Annotated in this window: 16 protein-coding genes; 7 read left to right on the top strand and 9 right to left on the bottom strand. The window is 61.9% G+C overall.

Annotated features, from left to right (window positions below; genetic code table 11):
* Positions 1 to 10 precede the first annotated feature (10 nt).
* Complete coding sequence (locus tag RCH06_RS06860; RefSeq protein ID WP_327080689.1) at positions 11 to 922, bottom strand: PPK2 family polyphosphate kinase; 912 nt, start codon at positions 920 to 922, stop codon at positions 11 to 13.
* A 182-nt stretch (positions 923 to 1,104) separates the two neighbouring features.
* On the opposite strand from RCH06_RS06860, the gene RCH06_RS06855 reads away from it, so the two are divergent.
* Both RCH06_RS06855 and RCH06_RS06850 read left to right on the top strand, forming a co-directional pair.
* Positions 1,105 to 1,545 carry a rhodanese-like domain-containing protein gene (locus RCH06_RS06855; protein ID WP_327080688.1) on the top strand — a complete coding sequence of 147 codons (441 nt, stop codon included), beginning with the start codon at positions 1,105 to 1,107 and terminating at the stop codon, positions 1,543 to 1,545.
* A 194-nt stretch (positions 1,546 to 1,739) separates the two neighbouring features.
* Positions 1,740 to 2,507, top strand: a complete 768-nt coding sequence (locus tag RCH06_RS06850; RefSeq protein ID WP_327080687.1) for a type III pantothenate kinase — start codon at positions 1,740 to 1,742, stop codon at positions 2,505 to 2,507.
* A gap of 775 nt (positions 2,508 to 3,282) precedes the next feature.
* Here RCH06_RS06850 and RCH06_RS06845 read toward each other — a convergent pair.
* Positions 3,283 to 4,890: a wax ester/triacylglycerol synthase family O-acyltransferase gene (locus RCH06_RS06845; RefSeq protein ID WP_327080686.1), complete on the bottom strand. Its 1,608-nt coding sequence runs from the start codon at positions 4,888 to 4,890 to the stop codon at positions 3,283 to 3,285.
* Positions 4,891 to 5,025: 135 nt separating this feature from the next.
* Between RCH06_RS06845 and RCH06_RS06840 the strand changes: the two genes are divergently transcribed.
* Entirely contained in the window at positions 5,026 to 5,280 is a 255-nt protein-coding gene (locus tag RCH06_RS06840; RefSeq protein ID WP_327080685.1) for an acyl-CoA-binding protein, read from the top strand.
* 129 nt (positions 5,281 to 5,409) lie between these two features.
* Here RCH06_RS06840 and RCH06_RS06835 read toward each other — a convergent pair whose 3' ends face one another.
* From RCH06_RS06835 to RCH06_RS06810, 6 genes are all read right to left on the bottom strand, one after another.
* Positions 5,410 to 6,384: a Bug family tripartite tricarboxylate transporter substrate binding protein gene (locus tag RCH06_RS06835; protein WP_327080684.1), complete on the bottom strand. Its 975-nt coding sequence runs from the start codon at positions 6,382 to 6,384 to the stop codon at positions 5,410 to 5,412.
* 81 nt (positions 6,385 to 6,465) lie between these two features.
* Positions 6,466 to 7,413 (bottom strand): hydroxymethylglutaryl-CoA lyase, encoded by a 948-nt coding sequence (locus RCH06_RS06830; RefSeq protein ID WP_327080683.1) that lies wholly within the window; start codon positions 7,411 to 7,413, stop codon positions 6,466 to 6,468.
* A complete protein-coding gene (locus RCH06_RS06825) occupies positions 7,410 to 8,651 on the bottom strand; it encodes a CaiB/BaiF CoA transferase family protein (RefSeq protein ID WP_327080682.1) in 1,242 nt (413 codons plus the stop codon). Before RCH06_RS06825 ends, RCH06_RS06830 begins: the two co-directional genes overlap by 4 nt.
* A 36-nt stretch (positions 8,652 to 8,687) precedes the next feature.
* A complete protein-coding gene (locus RCH06_RS06820; RefSeq protein WP_327080681.1) occupies positions 8,688 to 9,620 on the bottom strand; it encodes a LysR substrate-binding domain-containing protein in 933 nt (310 codons plus the stop codon).
* A gap of 19 nt (positions 9,621 to 9,639) precedes the next feature.
* Positions 9,640 to 9,987, bottom strand: a complete 348-nt coding sequence (locus RCH06_RS06815) for a polyhydroxyalkanoic acid system family protein (RefSeq protein WP_327080680.1) — start codon at positions 9,985 to 9,987, stop codon at positions 9,640 to 9,642.
* On the bottom strand, positions 9,980 to 11,047 hold the full coding sequence (locus tag RCH06_RS06810) for an aminopeptidase (protein WP_327080750.1): 1,068 nt from the start codon (positions 11,045 to 11,047) through the stop codon (positions 9,980 to 9,982). The genes RCH06_RS06815 and RCH06_RS06810 overlap by 8 nt, the downstream gene beginning before the upstream one ends.
* A 276-nt stretch (positions 11,048 to 11,323) precedes the next feature.
* Here RCH06_RS06810 and RCH06_RS06805 point away from each other — a divergent pair, with 276 nt between their 5' ends.
* The 4 genes from RCH06_RS06805 (at position 11,324) to RCH06_RS06790 (ending at position 16,119) form a co-directional block, all read left to right on the top strand.
* Positions 11,324 to 12,460 carry an ABC transporter substrate-binding protein gene (locus tag RCH06_RS06805; protein WP_327080679.1) on the top strand — a complete coding sequence of 379 codons (1,137 nt, stop codon included), beginning with the start codon at positions 11,324 to 11,326 and terminating at the stop codon, positions 12,458 to 12,460.
* A 187-nt stretch (positions 12,461 to 12,647) separates the two neighbouring features.
* On the top strand, positions 12,648 to 13,514 hold the full coding sequence (locus RCH06_RS06800; protein ID WP_327080678.1) for a decaprenyl-phosphate phosphoribosyltransferase: 867 nt from the start codon (positions 12,648 to 12,650) through the stop codon (positions 13,512 to 13,514).
* A complete protein-coding gene (locus RCH06_RS06795; protein WP_327080677.1) occupies positions 13,511 to 14,470 on the top strand; it encodes a lysylphosphatidylglycerol synthase transmembrane domain-containing protein in 960 nt (319 codons plus the stop codon). The genes RCH06_RS06800 and RCH06_RS06795 overlap by 4 nt, the downstream gene beginning before the upstream one ends.
* Positions 14,471 to 14,568: 98 nt before the next feature.
* Entirely contained in the window at positions 14,569 to 16,119 is a 1,551-nt protein-coding gene (locus RCH06_RS06790; protein WP_327080676.1) for an ArnT family glycosyltransferase, read from the top strand.
* A gap of 279 nt (positions 16,120 to 16,398) precedes the next feature.
* Here RCH06_RS06790 and RCH06_RS06785 read toward each other — a convergent pair whose 3' ends face one another.
* Positions 16,399 to 17,172: a hypothetical protein gene (locus tag RCH06_RS06785; protein WP_327080675.1), complete on the bottom strand. Its 774-nt coding sequence runs from the start codon at positions 17,170 to 17,172 to the stop codon at positions 16,399 to 16,401.
* Positions 17,173 to 17,195: the final 23 nt, after the last annotated feature.

Raw genomic sequence — 17,195 nt, 5'->3', positions numbered from 1 at the left:
ATTCAGGCCTTCAGACGATCTTCAAACCCTGGAGCGCCGGGTCATCGGGCGGGTACTGCAAGTCGAGTTGTTGCAGCGTTTGGCGCATCAGCGTGGCAATCATCAGGTTGCGATGGGTTTTCGAGTCGGCGGGAACCACCGTCCAGGGCGCCCAGGGCGTGCTGGTGGCGTTGAGCAGGTCTTCATACGCCTGCTGGTATTGCGCCCACTGCTTGCGCGCTTCCAGGTCACCCAGGCTGAATTTCCAGTGTTTGGTCGGGTCATCAATGCGTTCTTGCAGCCGCAGGCCTTGCTCTTGCTGGCTGATGTGCAGCATAAATTTCAGGACTACCGTGCCGTTTTCGCTGAGCATGCGTTCAAAGTCGTTGATCTGCTGATAACGCTGTGCCGTTTGCGCCGGCGTGATCCAACCATTGACCGGCGGCACCAGCACATCTTCATAGTGGCTACGGTTGAAAATCATCATCTCGCCATTGCCGGGAACCGCCTGGTGAATGCGCCACAGGTAGTCGTGGGCGCGCTCGTCTTCGCTGGGTGCTTTCCAGGCTCTTGTGTGAACGCCCAACGGGCTCATGCGGCTGAATACACCGCGCAGCGTGCCGTCCTTGCCCGAGGTGTCGGTGCCCTGCAAAATAATCAAGAGCCGGTGGCGTTTGTCGGCGTAAAACAGGTTTTGCAGCGCATCGAGTTCGATGGCCAGCGCTTCGACCGCTTCCTTGTCACGCGTTTTGTCCCCGACTGAGAACGGCTTGGCGCCAGGGTCGAAGTCGCTCAGGCTGCAGGACTTGCTTTTTTTCCGGTCCGTGCCGGGTTCTGTCAGGGGCGGCTGCCACTTGGCGATCAGATCGGCCAGCGCCTTGCGTTCGGCTTTGTTCGCAGGCGCTTCTGGCGCAGCCGGGGTGTCGGCAGATTTTGAGGACATCGGGTCTCCGGTGGTTGTGAAATGCTGAACTGATTTTGCCCGGAGGCCGGCGCAGTGCGCAGCCTCATTTTCCTGACGTTTTTTCTTCTTGCATGAAGGAATACACTTATTTTTATGCCGGATGCCGCCGCATTGAGGCGTGAAAAGGCCGGCTTTCAACTTTAACCAGCACAGGCGCTTTCATGACAACAGATCTTTCGCCGGATATTTCCGGTTTTCAAGTCCATCCCGCATCAGCTTACGCGGGCGACATCACGCCGCCTCTAGCCTGGCAATGGGTGCAGTCGGGCGAAGCGGTGATGGTCGATGTGCGCACCGATGCCGAGCGCGAATGGGTGGGTTTTGTGCCCGGTGCCGTGGCGCTGGCCTGGAAGCAGTGGCCGGGCATGGCGATGAATGCCGATTTTGATGCGGGCTTGAAAGCCGCCGTGCCCGATGGCAAGAAAGTCGTGCTGCTGTGCCGCAGCGGCGTGCGTTCCGTGGCCGCCGCCCGCCGCGCGACAGAGCTGGGCCTGGAGGCTTACAACATTTTGCAAGGCTTTGAGGGCGACGCCGACGCGCAAGCCCAGCGCGGTCATGTGGGCGGCTGGCGCTTGCAGGGCCTGCCGTGGCTGCAAAAATAAGCGCTTGAAGGGCAGGGCGTTGCAAGCATTTTTATGCGGAACCGGATTTTTACTTTGCAGGTTTTGACAGCGTCGGCGTCGTGAATGGCGGCGCTGCGACTGATTTTGTGTTTTTCCTGCGTCAGCCTATTTAGGGTAAAACCCGACCTTCATTCGGTGCCAGCTGCACCTCAACCTGTTCATAATTCAGCCCAATGACTTTCTTAGCGCTTGACGTGGGTAACACCCGCCTGAAATGGGCCCAGTACGATGCTCCCGTGGAGGACGCCAAACTGCTCGCCCACGGGGCAGTTTTTCTTGAAAACATTGACAAGCTGGCCGAGGGCGACTGGCAAGGCATGCCCGAGCCCGTGGCTATTTTGGGCTGCGTCGTGGCCGGAGACGCCATCAAGCGGCGGCTGTCCGAACAGATGGAAATCTGGGAAGTGCTGCCGCGCTGGGTGGTTTCCAGCCCGCAAGAGGCCGGCCTGACGAATGGCTACGACCATCCGGGGCGGCTGGGTTCAGACCGCTGGGTGGCCATGATTGGCGCTTACCACCGGCTCCAGAAGCGCGGCATCCGAAAACCCTGCCTGGTCGTGATGGTGGGCACGGCGGTGACGGTGGAAGCGATTGATGCGTCGGGCAAATTTTTGGGCGGCATCATTTTGCCTGGCCACGGCATCATGCTGCGCGCGCTCGAATCGGGCACCGCCGGCCTGCATGTCCCCACCGGCGACGTGCGCGATTTCCCCACCAACACCAGCGACGCGTTGACCAGCGGCGGCACCTTTGCGATTGCCGGTGCGGTGCAGCGCATGGTTGACAACATCACCCGCCATTGCGGCGAAGCGCCCGAATGCATCATGACCGGCGGCGCCGGCTGGAAAGTAGCGCCCAGCATGTCGGTGAAGTTTGAGCTGGTGGAGAGCCTGATTTTTGACGGCCTGCTGGCGATTGCTTCGCGGCGGCTTGGGACTTAAGGCTTTTTTCTGCTTTACTGGCGCTCTTGATTTCTTGGCTTTGTTTTTTTGCTTGGGCTGGCTGGCCGGGGGTTGCCCGGCGGCAACTCACTTGTCTTTTGCTTCGCCAAAAGAAAGTAAGCAAAGAAAAGGCGACCCGGCTGGCTGGGGCCCTTCGGGCGACCTGTGCTGACCGGGCAAAGCGGGGGTCGGCGCAAACTCGCTTCACTGCGTTGCGCTCAAACAGCGCGCCGCCCTGATCCCGCTTTGCCCGGTCATCACAGGCCCAGCCAGAACGGGGTGGGGAAGGGGTTCGGGAGCGGATTCGGAGTCAAAAGTGCTTTTTGCGCATATTGGGCGGGCGCAACCAGCTATTTAATTTGTAGCATTTCTAATTTATCGGGCACGATGTCTGTTTGACTTCGGCTGTTCGGCTGTTCGGCTGTTCGGCTGTTCGGCTGCTGGTATTGGAATTCCTTTCCCCAACCCCTTCTGTCTGCGCTGAGGAACGGAGCTTCAGGCGGATTAGGGCCGCGCGTTGTTTGAGCCGAAGGCGAATTTGCGCGGACCCCGCCTGAAGCGAGCACCGCAGGGTGCCCCGTAGCGAAGCGAAGGGGTCGCCTTTCTTTGCTTACTTTCTTTGGCGATAGCCAAAGAAAGTGAGTAGCCGCCGGGCTACCCCCGGCCAGCCAGCCCACACAGAGAAAAAAGAGCTACGAATTTAATAGCTATCAGCGCAAGACCCCATTGCGCAAACCCCAAGTCAAATCACTATCCAACAAGCCCGCACCGTGAATCACGACAAATCATCCTCCCACGGCAGCATCAGCGTCACGATGGACAGCCGGATGAACTCCGGCACGAACTTGTCGATGATGCGCTGCGGATCCGGGCAGAAGGCGTTGTCGGTAATCACGCCAAACTGCACGCTGCCGCCGTAACTCAGTATCGACACGCCCAGCCCCACATCGCCCGACTGCGGCACCCAGAACATGCTTTGCTCCAGCGTAGCGCCGCAGAACTGCAGCTTTTCGCGCGGCCCCGGAACGTTCGTCATCACCGCCGTGGTTTTTTTGGAAAAGAGGTTCAGCATCAAATCCTGCGCCGGCTTGACCAGCAGCCCCGCCACCGCCAGCAGGCCAAACGCCAGCAGCGGCTGATAGCTGCCTTTCAGCGCCGCCATGCGCCGACGCACCTCGTACACCCGCTCCACCGGGTTGTCGACGCCCACCGGCAGCATCAGCGGCGCCAGGCCAAAGTGATTACCCAGCCTGGGCGTCTGCGTCTGGGGCCGCAGGTTGACCGGCACCATGGCGCGGATTTCCTGGCCCGCCACCGCATCGCCGTACGACTTCAGGTATTCGCCCAGCGCGCCCGCCACGCAGCTGAGCAGCACATCGTTGATGGAGCAGCCCAGCGCCCGGCCCACCGCCTTGACCTCTTGCAGCGGAATCGGCTGGCACCAGGCCACTTTTTTAACGCCGCTGGATTTTCCCTTCAGCCGTGTTTTTGAATCATCGGGCATCAACGCCAGCGCAGCCGAGTCCGTCGCCACCTGCAGCAGCACCTTGGCCAAGTCCAGCGAGCCCTTCACGCCCTGTTCAACGCCGTGCTCCAGGTTTTTGGCCGGCTGCTCCAGCAGGCCCAAAGAGCGCGCTGCGCCGTCACCCATCGCGCCCAGCGCCTTCACCGTCAGTTCGGTAAACGGCTTGAGCAGCGTGCCCACCATCCAGTCTTGCGCACCCTGTGGACGGGCCGGCGGCGTTTCGGGCTCGGGCGGCGCAGCGCCCCCATCGACCATCGACATGGTGACCGCAATCAGCGCAATGCCGTCGGCAATGCAGTGGTGAATGCGCAAAATCATGGCGCTGCCCCGCACGCCATCTAAGCCGGTGTAGTCCTCGATCAGGTGAAATTTCCAGAGCGGGCGGCGGCGGTCCAGCCGCTCGGTGGCCAGCACCGCGACGCGCTCTTGCAGGGCGCGTTCCTGGTCGCGGCCGGCCGGGTGCGGCAGCTTTTCCAGCACCACATGCTCGGTCAGCGCAAAGTCCCGGTCTAGCACCCAACTGGCCCCCAGGGCGTCGTCGACTGCGCATTGCCGGAAACGGTCATAGCGGGTCAGCGTGTTTTCAATGCGCTCGCAGACCGCCGCATAGCTCACGCCGGGGGCGAGTTGCCACACGCCAATGATCTGCATCAGGTTGTTCTCGTTGTCCATGCGCAGCCAGGCGGTGTCCACCTTGCTCATGCGTTCGTCAGCAAGATCGGGCTGGCCGGAAGTGGGCGGCGTGACTTTTTTGCGGGGCTTCGGGCGGGCGGCAGAGCGGGGTGATTCGGTGCTTTTGGGCCGGGTTTTCGAGGCCGGTTTTTTCCCTGCCGAGGGCGTTGTAACGCGTGTGACCATCAAATTGTTCCCTGTGCAAAACCGCCCCGGACTGGAGTGAGCCGCCTATTTTGCAAGCAACTTGTCGCTAAGATAACCGGCAGTTACCCGGAGCGCTGCCTTTGGGGGCCCATTTCTAAAACCAGGAACATTTTCATGTCAGAACTGAACACCGCTTTTGATCAAGCCATGGCCGATTCCAAGAACCTCAGCGAGCGGCCCGACAACGCCACGCTGCTGAAAATTTACGCGCTGTACAAGCAAGGCAGCGTGGGCGATAACGCCGAGAAAAAACCCGGCTTCAGCGACATGGTGGCGCGCGCCAAATGGGATGCCTGGAGCAAGCTCAAGGGCACGTCGCAAGACGCGGCCATGCAGCAGTACATCGATTTGATCAATGAACTGGGTTGAATCCGGTTTTTTTAAGTCAAAATAGCTGCCAGCGCACGCAGAACGTGCGCTGGCAGCTATTTATTTTATAGCGTTTTACCGCTGTGGCTGGCCCGGTGAAAGCCAGATTCCCGGTTGCCGCCAGCGCTTCTAGTCCGCCTTGATGTTGGCCAGCTTCACGATGCGGCCCCACATATTGCGCTCATTGGCCGCCAGTTTGGCCAGCTCGGCGCTGTTCATGACGATGGCTTTTGCGCCTTGCTCTTCGGCGCGCTTTTTGAAGCCGTCGGACTCCACCACTTGCTTGACGGCCAGCGACAGACGGTTTTGCACGTCGCTTGACAGGCTGGCGGGGCCATACACCCCAAACCACGACGACGCCACCAGCGGCACGCCGGCTTCTGTGGAGGTGGGCACGTTTGGCAGCGCGGCCAGGAGGGTGCGGCCCGTCACCATCAGCGCTTTCAGCTTGCCGGCGCGGATATGCGGCAGCAAGGGCGGCGGCGTGGTGATGGTGAGGTCCACCGTGCCGGCCAGCAGGTCGTTCAGCGCCGGGCCGGTGCCCCGGTACGGAATGTGGGTCATGTAGGTTTTGGTGAGGTCTTTCAGCAGCTCGGTGGTGACGTGCTGCAGCGAGCCGTTGCCGCTGGACGCGTAATTGACCTTGCCCGGGTTGGCCTTGACGTACTTCAAAAATTCTTCAAAAGTATTCGCCGGAAAATTGGCGCGCACCACCAGCAGCTGCGGTGCGTCGATCAGGTGGCCGATGGGTTTGAGGTTGATGGCCGGATCAAAGCCGGCGACCGGCTGGATCAGCGGCGTGATGCACTGGTAGCCCGAATACTGCACCAGCAGGGTGCTGCCATCTTCCGGGCCGCGCGCAACCATCTGGCCGGCAATGTTGCCATTGCCGCCGCCCCGGTTGTCCACGACGACCGAGGTCTGCAGGATGCGCCCCAGCGGCTCGGCCAGCATGCGCGCGGCAATGTCGGTGGTGCCGCCAGCGGCCGCCGGAACGATCAGCGTGAGGGGCTTGCCGGCGAGTTGCGCGCGGACCGGGTTCAGCCAGGCGGCAGCACTCAGGCTGGCGACAGTCATCAGGGTTCTGCGGGAAATAGGGGTCATGGTTGTCTCCTTGTTGGTGATGGATTGCGTGTGCGCCTGGCGATCATTTGTGGCGAACGCAGGAGTGAAAAATCTGCACGGTCATGCCTGGGCCGCCCGGAGCGCTTGCACAAACGCAGGCGGCGCATGCAGCTCGCTGATGCGGCCGGCCCGCGCGACCTGGCCGGGCACGTCATGGCCCACGAGGGCCGGCAACTGCCGCGCCACCGCCAGCAGTTTCGTCAGGTCGATGCCGATGTCATAACCCATGGCGTCCAGCATGTGGATGGCGTCTTCGCTGCTGACGTTGCCGCTGGCGCCGGGCGCATACGGGCAGCCGCCCAGACCGCCCAGCGAGCCGTCAAGCCGCGTGATGCCGCTTTGCACCGCCGCCAGCACATTGGCCAGGCCCATGCCGCGTGTATTGTGAAAATGCATCGTCAATTGCAGATCCGAAAACCGCTGCTGCAGCGCTTCGGCCATGCGGCTGACCTGCGCCGGGTGCGCCATGCCGGTGGTGTCGCACAACGTCAGGCCGCGCACGCCCAGACCGGCAAAACGCTCGGCCCAGCGCAGCACTTCGGTGAACGGCACGTCGCCTTCCATCGGGCAGCCAAAGCTGCACGACAGCGACACATTGATAGGTGTGCCGCCATCGACATGGCGAATCACGTCAGACAGGGCAGCAAAGCTTTTTTCGCGCGGCATGCGCAGGTTGGCCAGGTTGTGCGTTTCGGACACCGACATCACCAGATTCAGCTCGTCGGCGCGCGACTCCAGGGCGCGTTCTGCGCCGCGCAAGTTGGGCACCAGCACGGTGTATTCGACGCCCGGCACGCGGCGGATGCGGCCCATCACTTCTTCGGCATCGCGCAGCATGGGGATGGCTTTGGGCGAGGTGAAGGACGTGACTTCGATCTTGGCGTAACCGCAGTCGCTGAGCGCATCGACCAGCGCGATTTTGTCGTCGGTGGGAATGAAACCCGGCTCGATTTGAAAGCCGTCGCGGGTGGCGACTTCATTAAAGAAGATGCGTTGTGACGTGTTCATGGCTTGCCTCCGGCAACAATGCCCTGGTCTCTGAGTGTTTTGATCTGTTCGGGCGACAAGCCCATTTCCCGCAGCACGTCGTCGGTGTCCTGGCCGATCTGCGGCGCATTGCGGCGATGGCTGCCCGGCGTGCGTGACAGCTTGGGCACGATGCCCGGCACTGCCAGCAGCGTGCCGTCGTCCATCTGCACTTCGTCCAGCATGCCGCGCGCCTGGTAATGCGGGTCGGCGGCAATGTCGGCGACGGTATAAATCCGGCCTGCCGGCACGGACGCTTTGTCCAGCGCCGCCAGCACCTCTTCCACGGTGTGCAATGCCGTCCACTGACCGATGGCGGCATCAATCTCGTCCACGCGGGCGACGCGTCCCGCGTTGTCCGCCAGCGCCGGGTCAGCGCCGAGTTCGGGGCAGCCGATAACGGTCATGAGGCGCTTGAAAATGCTGTCGCCGTTGCCCGCAATCAAGGCATAACCCTCATCCTTGCAGCGGTAAGCATTGCTGGGCGCAATGCCGGGCAGGGCGCTGCCAGCCGCGCCGCGCACCGCACCGAATGCGCTGTATTCGGGCAGCAGGCTTTCCATGCAGTTAAACACCGCTTCGTACAGCGCCACGTCAATCACCTGGCCCTGGCCGGAGCGCTGGCGCTCCTGCAGCGCCAGCAAAATGCCGATCACGCCATGCAGCGCGGCCAGCGTGTCGCCGATGCTCACGCCGACCCGCACCGGCACGCGGCCGGGTTCGGCGGTCAGGTGGCGCAGGCCGCTCATGGCTTCGGCCACCACGCCAAAACCCGGCTTGTCGCGGTAGGGGCCGGTCTGGCCGTAGCCGCTGATGCGCAGCATGATCAGGCGCGGATTGAGTTTGAGCAGCGCGTCGGGGCCAAGCCCCCAGCCTTCCATCGCGCCGGGGCGAAAGTTCTCGATCAGCACATCGGCGTCCAGCGCGAGCTGGCGCACGATGGCCTGCGCTTCAAGGCTTTTCAAATCCAGCGCGACCGAGCGTTTGTTGCGCGACTGCACCTGCCACCAGACCGAGGTGCCGTCTTTCAGCAGCCGCCATTTGCGCAGCGGATCGCCCGCGCCGGGGGACTCGATCTTGATGATGTCAGCGCCAAAGTCAGCCAGTGTCTTGGCGGCGAACGGGCCGGCAATCAGCTGGCCCAGCTCCAGGACTTTAAGGCCGGCCAGTGGGCCATGCGCAGCGCTTGCGGAAAGTGAAGGAGTAGCAATGGACGTCATGGCCGGCAGTGTGCCGCCGGGCGTGGCTGGCGTCCATTACTGCTTGGAGGCTTTGGCCTTCGCATTTTGCGAAGGATCAACCAGAAACTTGATGAGTGCGGCGATGCCAGCATCCGGCTGGCCTGAAGGCCGGGCCACCAGCAGGCGGCGTTGCGCCCAGCTGTCGGCCAGTGGACGGCTGCGCAGTTTCATGGCCCGCATGATGGGTTGGGCGGCCACTTTGGGCAAGATGGCAATGCCCAGGCTGGAGGCGACCATGTGGCAAACCGCATCAAAGCTGCGCACCTGCATGCGCAGCCTGAGCGGACGGTTGGCGGCCAGTGCGGTCTGTTGTTGCTTTTGCAGCATGGCCGCGCCAGACGTGAGGCTGATCCATTCTTCATCGAGCGCATCGACAAAAGCCAGCGGTGTTTTGGAGCCCGCCAGCCGGTGCCCGGCGGGCAGCACCAGCACCAGCTCGTCATGACGAAAGACCTGGGTCTCCAGCCCGGTGGTGTCAGGGCCTTCGACAAAAATGCCCAGATCGGCACGGCTTTCGCGCAGGGCGACCACCACGGCTTCCGACACCTGCTCTTCCAGATCCACCCGTACCTGCGGTTGCAGCCGGGCGTAATGGGCCAGCAGCGGCGGCAGAAACTGGTTGATGGCCGCCGTGCTGCAGCACAGCCGGATATGGCGCGCAATGCCTTGCTGCAAATCGGCCAGTTCAGCGCCGAGTTGCTCCATGGTTTGCAGCAGGCTCAACCCGTGCCGCACAAAGATGCGGCCTGCCGCCGTGGGCAGCAGGCCGCGCGCATGGCGCTCGAACAGCGGTTCGCCCAGGGCATTTTCCAGTTCTCGGAGGCGCCGGCTGGCGGCGGCCAGGGCCAGGTGCGACGCCCGCGCCGCCGCCGTCAGGCTGCCGGTCTGCGCGCAAGCCACCGCCAGGCGAATCGACACCAGGTCAAAGCGGGCGAGGTTGTAGCTCACGCAATTACGCTTGAAGCATTCAGGCGAGGTTCTTTTTGGCGGCTGATTTTTTGGCCGCCAGCTGCGTGGCTGCAGTCTTTTTGTCGATCAGCGTGTCCAGGTTCTTGGCAATCTCGGCTTCGATTTTTTCCTTGAACATGCCCGCCAGAAAACCCAGCTGCGCCGAAAGCTCAAAGCGGTTGGCCGTCACATTCAAGGTGCCCTGAACGCCGGAACGGCTGAAGCTGAGCAGGTCGCTGGTCGTTCCTTCTTCGTAGGTGCATTCCATGTCGAACTCTTTTTCAGCCCGCTCGGCCCATTTGAAGGCGATTTTGCGTGCCTCGGGCAGGCCCAGGGCATGTTCCCGCTCAATGTGAATGTCAGCCATTCGGAATCTCCAGTGTGTTGCTGTTCAGGATGCTGTGCCGCTCGTTTTTTGGCAAGCCGGCCAGCCGCTGGACTGCATCATAAAACCGCCGCCAGTCGCGGCCTTCGTGCGCGAACAGCGCCTCGAAGCCCGGCACCAGATCGTCGTAGGCCGCCTGCGCGCCAAACGAAGCATTGTTGGCCCGCGCCACCCACGGGTCGTAGCCCGCGTAGCCGCCCCATTGCGCCTTGAGCTGCGCATACTGATCACGAAACTGCTGCATTGCTATTGTTTTAAGAGCTGCTTGCGCCCGTGTACCTTGCGCCAGAGGCGTATTTGGCTCATAAATGCCGTCCAGTTCCCGGCGCGTGGCGAGTGTCAGCGCCCGGAACTGCTGGCGACGTCCGTCAAAGCTGGCATAGGCCTGGCGCGCGGCCGCATTGCTTTGGCCGTCCAGCCAGCGCTGCACACCCAGCCGCTCAACCGCCGTGGCAAACGATTCGTTGAACACCGTGTCGCCCGGCGCATAAGCCACCTGGTGCGCAAGTTCATGGAACACCAGCCGTGCCAGCTCGCCTTCGGGGTAGCCGATGAAGGTGCTCAGCAGCGGGTCGCCGCCGGCCCAGTTCATCCAGCCCAGCGTGGAATAAGCCGGCACGCCGTGGACATACACCTCAAAGCCTTCGCCCTTGAGTTGCTGCGCCTCGGCCTTGGCCTGTGATTCGTTGAAATAACCCCGGTAGCCGACGCAGCCAGCGACCGGAAAACACCAGGTCTTGAGCGTGAGCGAGTATTCGGGCGCGGCCACCACGTTCCAGACCACGGCGCTGCGGTGCAGATCGGCATAGCGGTGATAGCTCGCGTTCTCGGGCAGCTTGAGTTCGGTCACGGCAAAGCTGCGGATGCGCTGCGCCAGCACCAGCCGGGTTTTGAGCGTCGCCGGGGTGTGCGTATCGCCCAGCCAGTCGTTGACCGGGCGGGCTGCGTTGAGCAGCGTCAGGTGGCCGCTGACCGACTGCCAGTAGTAACCCAGGTCGGCACAGCCCGACAAGCAGACGGCGGCCAGGCTGGCGGCCAGCATGGTTTTTAATCCCGCAAAAATCACGATAAAACCTCTTTCTCAGGCCGCTGTCTGCGTGTCGGGCCGGGCTTTTTTGAACGGTGCGAAGGCGGGGCGGTTCATGCGAGCGTCATGGGCGGTTTGGCGTGGCGCTGGGCGCTGCGCCCGTTTCAAGCCTGCCGCCGGGGTGTGAATACGGCGATGCGCATGGCCCAAAAAGCTTTCCACATCAAAGTTTTGCCAAGCTTATTTTGATTACATTAAATATCGATTATTAACAAACTTTGAAATGCTGCCATGACGCTTACGCGTAGAAAATTTTCCATCAGTTCCGGTGCTGCTTTGCTGGCAGGTTTCCCGTCAGTTCGAGCACAGTCCGAGGGCAAAATAATTTTGGGGCAGTCGGCGGCCTTTAGCGGGCCTGCCGCGCAACTGGGCATTCAGTTTCACCAAGGCGCCAAGCTTTATTTTGACGGCATCAATGCGCAAGGTGGCATCAGCCGTCAGCAAATTGAAATCCGCAAACTCGATGACGGCTACGAGCCGGCCCGCTGCGTTGAGAACACTCAAAAGCTGATTGCTGACAATGTGTTCGCGCTGTTTGGCTACATCGGAACGCCGACCAGCATTGCGGCGCTGCCACTGGCGACCAAGGCGAAAATCCCCTTCATTGCGCCATTTTCAGGCGCCATGGCGCTGCGCGATCCGTTCAACAAATATGCCTTCCATGTGCGGGCGTCGTACAACGACGAAACCGCCCTGATCGTCAAACAGTTGCTGAATCTGGGTCTGAAAAAAATAGCTGTTTTCTACCAGAACGATGCTTACGGCAAGGCCGGTCTGGACGGTGTCAATCTAGCGCTGGGCCTTCAGAGCCTGAAACCCGTCGCCCTGGCCACGGTAGAGCGCAATTCGGTCGATGTCGCACCTGCCGTCAAGACGCTGATGGCAGCCAGCCCTGATGCGGTGGTGCAGATTGGCGCCTACAAAGCCTGCGCCGCTTTCATCCGTCAAGCGCGCAAAGCAGGGTATGGCGGCACGTTTTACAACGTCTCGTTTGTCGGCACGCAGGCGCTGGCCGACGAGCTTGGCAAAGACGGCGCGGGCGTGGTGGTGTCGCAGGTCATGCCGTCTCCTTACAACGCGTCGCGCGCCATTGCGCGTGAGTTTGCCAGCGCGGTGGCTGCGGCCAACAACAAGGAAGTGCAGGTCAACTTTTCCAGCATGGAAGGCTATGTGGCGGCCCGGCTGTTCGCTGAGGGACTCAAGCGGGCCGGCGCCAACCCGACGCGCGAGTCATTGATGGTCGGTCTGGAGGGCATAGGCAGCCAGTCACTTGGCGGTTTTTCGGTGTCTTTGTCATCGAACGATCACGTGGCGTCCAGCTTTGTCGAGCTGTCGATGCTGACCGGCGACGGACGCGTTCGCACCTGAGCTTCTGAGCGCCTGGGCGCCTGGGCGTCTGAACGTCAGCCCGCTGCGGTCTATGCGGCCGCCCTGCCAACCCGCCTGACGCTGCGCAGCCGGTTTCGCAGGGTGGCCAAACGCCTGGCAGCGCGGAAAAACCCGTCAGTTATGCTTGAAGGCCGATTTCAAACCGAATGTGGCTGTCCTTTCACTGATGCTTTCATCTCCTTCCCTTTTGTCGGCGCTATTTCGCCTCATGCGGCCGCACCAGTGGGTGAAAAACGTGTTTGTTTTTGCCGGCCTGGTGTTCAGCCAAAGCTGGGAAAACACCTCGCTCGACTGCCGGGTGGTGCTTGCTTTTGCCGCATTTTGCTGCGCCTCCAGTCTGGTCTACATCCTCAACGACTGGCATGACCGCGCCAGCGACGCCCTGCATCCCGTCAAGCGCAACCGGCCGCTGGCCAGTGGGGCCGTGTCGTCTTTTCAAGCACTTTGTCTGGCGGCCGGGTTGGTGGCGGCCAGCTTGTTCCTGGCGGCCAGCAACCGCACGCTGCTGGTGCTGCTGGCGATGTATGTGGCGCTGAACGTCGCGTATTCGTGGCGGCTCAAGCATGTGCCGGTGGTGGATGTGTCCATCATTGCCACGGGTTTCATGCTCCGGCTACTGGCAGGCACGGTGGCGGTCGGTATCGCGCCCTCGCGCTGGCTGCTGCTGACCGGGATTTTTTTAACGCTTTTCCTCGGGTTTTGCAAACGCAAGGCCGAGAGTTTTCAGGAGGAATCCACCCGCCGGGCCGTCATGGCGCATTACCCGAAGGATCTGATTGACACCTTCATCGCCACCACCATGACCGCCACGCTGACCACTTACAGCCTGTTTGCCACCAGCGCCGAGGCGCAGTTGCAGCACGGCCAGCGCCTGCTTTACACCGTGCCGGTGGTTGTTTTTGGTCTGCTGCGCTACACCTACCAGGTGCATTGCGGCCGGGGCGATGACGTGGCGCGCGACCTGCTGCGCGATGTCTGGCTGCTGGGCGCAGGCGCACTCTGGCTGCTGATCTTTTTAAGCAGCCGGTTTTGACAGGCGAGCGCCCCACGCCCAAAGACGGCCCTGCGCGGGTTCGTCTGCCGGTTCGGCAGTTGCTCGTTGTGCTGGGGCTGGTGGCCACGGCGTACGCGGCGGCGCTGCTGATCTGGGGTGACAGCCCGCGCACTTCGCTGGCGCAGCTGGGTTGGGCGTCCGGCGTGCAGGCCGCCAGCTTGTGCTTGCTGAACTATGGCTTGCGCGGTTTGCGCTGGCGTTTCTGGATGGTCCAGCATGGAAGGCATTTTGGGCTGTGGCAAGGTTTGCGCCTGTACTTGGCAGGCTATGCCTTCACGCCCACGCCCGGCAATGTTGGCGAAGCGGTCAGGGGACTGATGCTGGCGCACCAGCCTTTGGGCGCGCGGCAAAGCCTGGTGATTTTTGGAGCTGAGCGGCTGGCCGATCTGCTGTGCCTGCTGCTGCTGTGCTTGCCCGTGGCGGGTTGGGCGTGGACGCAGGGGTTGTTGCAAAAAGCGCCGCTCTGGCTGATGGTGGGGTTGGCCGCTGGACTGATTGCAGCAGGGATTGTGTTGGGCCTGGCGTTCAGGTTTCGCCTTGCCTTGCGTCGGCGTCTGGGTTGGCTGCAGGATGCCTGGGCGTGTTTGCGTGTGCGTCCGTGGCGCTGGTTTGCACTGACGCTGGCCGCCTGGGCGGCGCAGGGCATCGCCGTCTGGCTGATTTGCCGCGCGCTGGGCGCATCGCCCGGTGTCTTGACCGCGACCGGCTTTTATGCGGTGGCCATGGTAGCGGGGGCTTTATCGGCCTTGCCGGCGGGTCTGGGCGGAACCGAAGTGGTTTTGACCGGCTTGCTGGTGGCGCATGGCACCGTGGCCGGTAACGCCCTGGCCATTACTGTGCTGACACGGCTGCTGACGCTGTGGCTGGCCGTGGCGCTGGGCTTGCTGGCCTTGCTTTATAGTGCGGCCATTGCCCGGGACATCCGCTTGCGCTAGCGCCTTTACGCTGCTTTTTACGCCGGCCCCTGTGACTCCGCACCACGCCCTGTTGACGGCTTTCGCAGCTTGCCTGCCTTGATCACCTGCTTTTACCCATGTCCCAGAATCACGCCGTTTTACCTTCCCCGCAAGACTTTCCTGACACGCTGAGCCGCTGGCTGCTGGGCGTCGGGCTGGCGTCCTTGCTGCTGCGGCTGTGGATTGCCGTGAGCTTCCCGATTTCCGGCGACGAGGCGTTTTTTTACTGGTGGGGCGTTTATCCGGACTGGGGTTACTCGGACCATCCACCGATGGTCGGCTGGCTGATTGCCCTGGTGCGGGCCACCTTGGGCGACAGCATCTGGGCGATTCGCCTGCCGGCGGTGCTGCTGCCGCTGGGGCTGGGGGCTGCGCTGTGGTGGGCGCTCAAGCCGGTGGATCGGGTGCGCGCGGCCTGGGCCGTGCTGTTTTTCTGGCTGGCGCCGCTGAACTGGGTCTACGCCATCATCACCACCGACACGCCGCTGATTTTCTGGTCGATGCTGTCGGTGGCCGCCCTCATGCGGGCCGAACGCCGGCCGCAGCTTGACCGCGCAGCTTACGGGCTGTATGCGGTGTCGGGCGTGTTTTTGGGCTGTGCCTTTCTGTCGAAATATTTCTCGGTGGTGCTGGGCCTGACTTACCTTGTGTATTTCGTTTTTTACCGGCGCGAGCGGCTGGCGGGCCTGGCGCTGCTGGTGGTTTGCGCCTTGCCCGGCCCGGCCATCAACATTGCCTACAACATGTCGCATGGCTGGTCGAACATCATGTTCAACGTCTACAACCGCAACGAAGACGCGACGTTTGAATGGCGCAAGCCGCTGCTTTACTTCGTCATGATGGCTTACCTGATCACGCCGGCGGCACTGTGGCTGGCGCTCAAACACCGCAAGGCGCTGGTGGTCACGGCACGTTCGCAGCGCCTGCTGGCCTGTTTGGTGGTGGTGCCCTTGCTGTTTTTTACGCTGCTGTCGGCCAAGAAAGTCATTGGCCTGCACTGGGTGCTGTCGTTTTATCCCTTTGGTTTTGCGTTCCTGGCGTTTGCCCTGCCGGCCGACAAGCTCAAGACCTGCGCCAAGGGCCTGGCCGTGTTTGCCGGGCTGCATGTGCTGGTCGTGGCCGGGCTGTACATGACCACGCTGGACACCTGGCGCAACGCCAAAATCTATCCGCAAATCGTGCGCAGCATCAAGACCGCCGACATCCTGCGGCAGGCGAATGCGCCGGGCACCGTGCTGATGGGCGATTCCTACACCGCCGCCTCGATTTACGGGTTTGAACGCCGCCAGTACATGCCGGTGTTTGGCGTCGGCAAGTTCCATGCACGACAAGACGACATGCTGGTTGACTTTTCGCTGTACCAAGGCAAAACCATCCGCATCATCACGCCGGACAAACCCGCGCTGGAAGAATTTCAGCCGTATTTCCAGAACGTCACCGTGCAGGATTTCATGCAGGACGGCGTGCCGTTTTACGTGGTGGAAGGCACCGCATTCAACTACCCGGCCTACCGCGAAGGCGTGCTGGGCGTGGCGTTCAGGCACTTCTACAACATACCGACCTGGTTGCCGATGACCGGCTGTCCGTTTTGCGAGCGCTATTGCGGCCAGGTGCGCTGCCCACGTTAAGAGGCGTTGTCAAAGGCGCTGGCTTGGCATTGATGTCCCCTGAGCCGGCTCTGCGGCATCGGTTTTCATCAAAATAAACGCCATATTGGCCGCTTTCGCAACAGGGATGTGCGCTGACAGCTATCAAATTAATAGTAGTTTGAAGGTTTTAAAGCCAGCTTCGCATTCATGCCGGGCTGGGTGCGTGGCACCCGCGCCATCCAGAATAAAAAAAGCCCGCGCACTTTGCTGCGCGCGGGCTGGATCATCGGGTTGGCCGTAAAGCGGGCAGCCTAAAAATCAGTCCTGCAGTTCCACCCGCGCCATTTCCACGTCCAGCCGCTCCATCGCGTCCAGCGGCTCGCAGGCGGCGGCCTGCTCGTAAAGCCGCGTGGCTTCCTTCATGCGTTTGTCGCCTTCCAGCATGACCATGCCGTTGGCATATTCGGTCATGCCAATGGCCGAGCCGGGGTTCAGCGTCAGCGCTTCCTTGAAAAGCGCCAGGCTGGTGTCTTTTTTGACGCCATACGTCATGCTGCCAATCAGCGAGCCCACCTTGTCAATCACCTCGGCATGAAAAGCGCCCAGCGCAATATGCGCATCGGCATGCTTGGGCGCGAGTTTGATGGTCTGCTCCAGGGCCCCCTTGACCTTGCCGCCGAGGCCCTGCGCCAGCGCTTTGGACACGCTGATGCCCTGGCCGTAGCGCCCGAGCGCATAAGCCTGCCAGTACCAGGCATTGGCATTGTTGGGCTCTGCCGCCTGCTGTGCTTCGGCCTGCTGCGCCACCTGCATGAACAAATCGAGTTTGGTTTTTTCCTTGCTTTCAAGGTAATTGGCATAAATGGCGGTGGCTTTGTTAGCCACCGTGATGCCATCGCCGCCGGCCTTCAGCCCGGCTTGTGCGGCCTGCTGAAACGCGCCGTTATGAAACAACACCCAGGCCTGCAGCACGGCGGCGGCTTTGGGCAGCGGTTCGCAGTCGCCCTGGTGCAGGCGCGGCCAGTTTTTTTTCAGACTGGCGGCATCAAACGCATAGTCGCCAGCGTGGGGGAAGGAAGTCCATTGGGCCATTTTTGTCTCTCTTTATTGATATT

This window comes from Polaromonas sp. CG_9.5 (genome assembly GCF_035984465.1).
Lineage (GTDB): Bacteria > Pseudomonadota > Gammaproteobacteria > Burkholderiales > Burkholderiaceae_C > Polaromonas.
This window is presented reverse-complemented; position numbering and strand designations above follow the sequence as displayed.

Coding starts and splice junctions, on each gene's coding strand:
- RCH06_RS06860 (WP_327080689.1), bottom strand. CDS start 922: ATGTCCTCAAAATCTGCCGACACCCCGGCTGCGCCAGAAGCGCCTGCG.
- RCH06_RS06855 (WP_327080688.1), top strand. CDS start 1,105: ATGACAACAGATCTTTCGCCGGATATTTCCGGTTTTCAAGTCCATCCC.
- RCH06_RS06850 (WP_327080687.1), top strand. CDS start 1,740: ATGACTTTCTTAGCGCTTGACGTGGGTAACACCCGCCTGAAATGGGCC.
- RCH06_RS06845 (WP_327080686.1), bottom strand. CDS start 4,890: ATGGTCACACGCGTTACAACGCCCTCGGCAGGGAAAAAACCGGCCTCG.
- RCH06_RS06840 (WP_327080685.1), top strand. CDS start 5,026: ATGTCAGAACTGAACACCGCTTTTGATCAAGCCATGGCCGATTCCAAG.
- RCH06_RS06835 (WP_327080684.1), bottom strand. CDS start 6,384: ATGACCCCTATTTCCCGCAGAACCCTGATGACTGTCGCCAGCCTGAGT.
- RCH06_RS06830 (WP_327080683.1), bottom strand. CDS start 7,413: ATGAACACGTCACAACGCATCTTCTTTAATGAAGTCGCCACCCGCGAC.
- RCH06_RS06825 (WP_327080682.1), bottom strand. CDS start 8,651: ATGACGTCCATTGCTACTCCTTCACTTTCCGCAAGCGCTGCGCATGGC.
- RCH06_RS06815 (WP_327080680.1), bottom strand. CDS start 9,987: ATGGCTGACATTCACATTGAGCGGGAACATGCCCTGGGCCTGCCCGAG.
- RCH06_RS06810 (WP_327080750.1), bottom strand. CDS start 11,047: ATGCTGGCCGCCAGCCTGGCCGCCGTCTGCTTGTCGGGCTGTGCCGAC.
- RCH06_RS06805 (WP_327080679.1), top strand. CDS start 11,324: ATGACGCTTACGCGTAGAAAATTTTCCATCAGTTCCGGTGCTGCTTTG.
- RCH06_RS06800 (WP_327080678.1), top strand. CDS start 12,648: ATGCTTTCATCTCCTTCCCTTTTGTCGGCGCTATTTCGCCTCATGCGG.
- RCH06_RS06790 (WP_327080676.1), top strand. CDS start 14,569: ATGTCCCAGAATCACGCCGTTTTACCTTCCCCGCAAGACTTTCCTGAC.
- RCH06_RS06785 (WP_327080675.1), bottom strand. CDS start 17,172: ATGGCCCAATGGACTTCCTTCCCCCACGCTGGCGACTATGCGTTTGAT.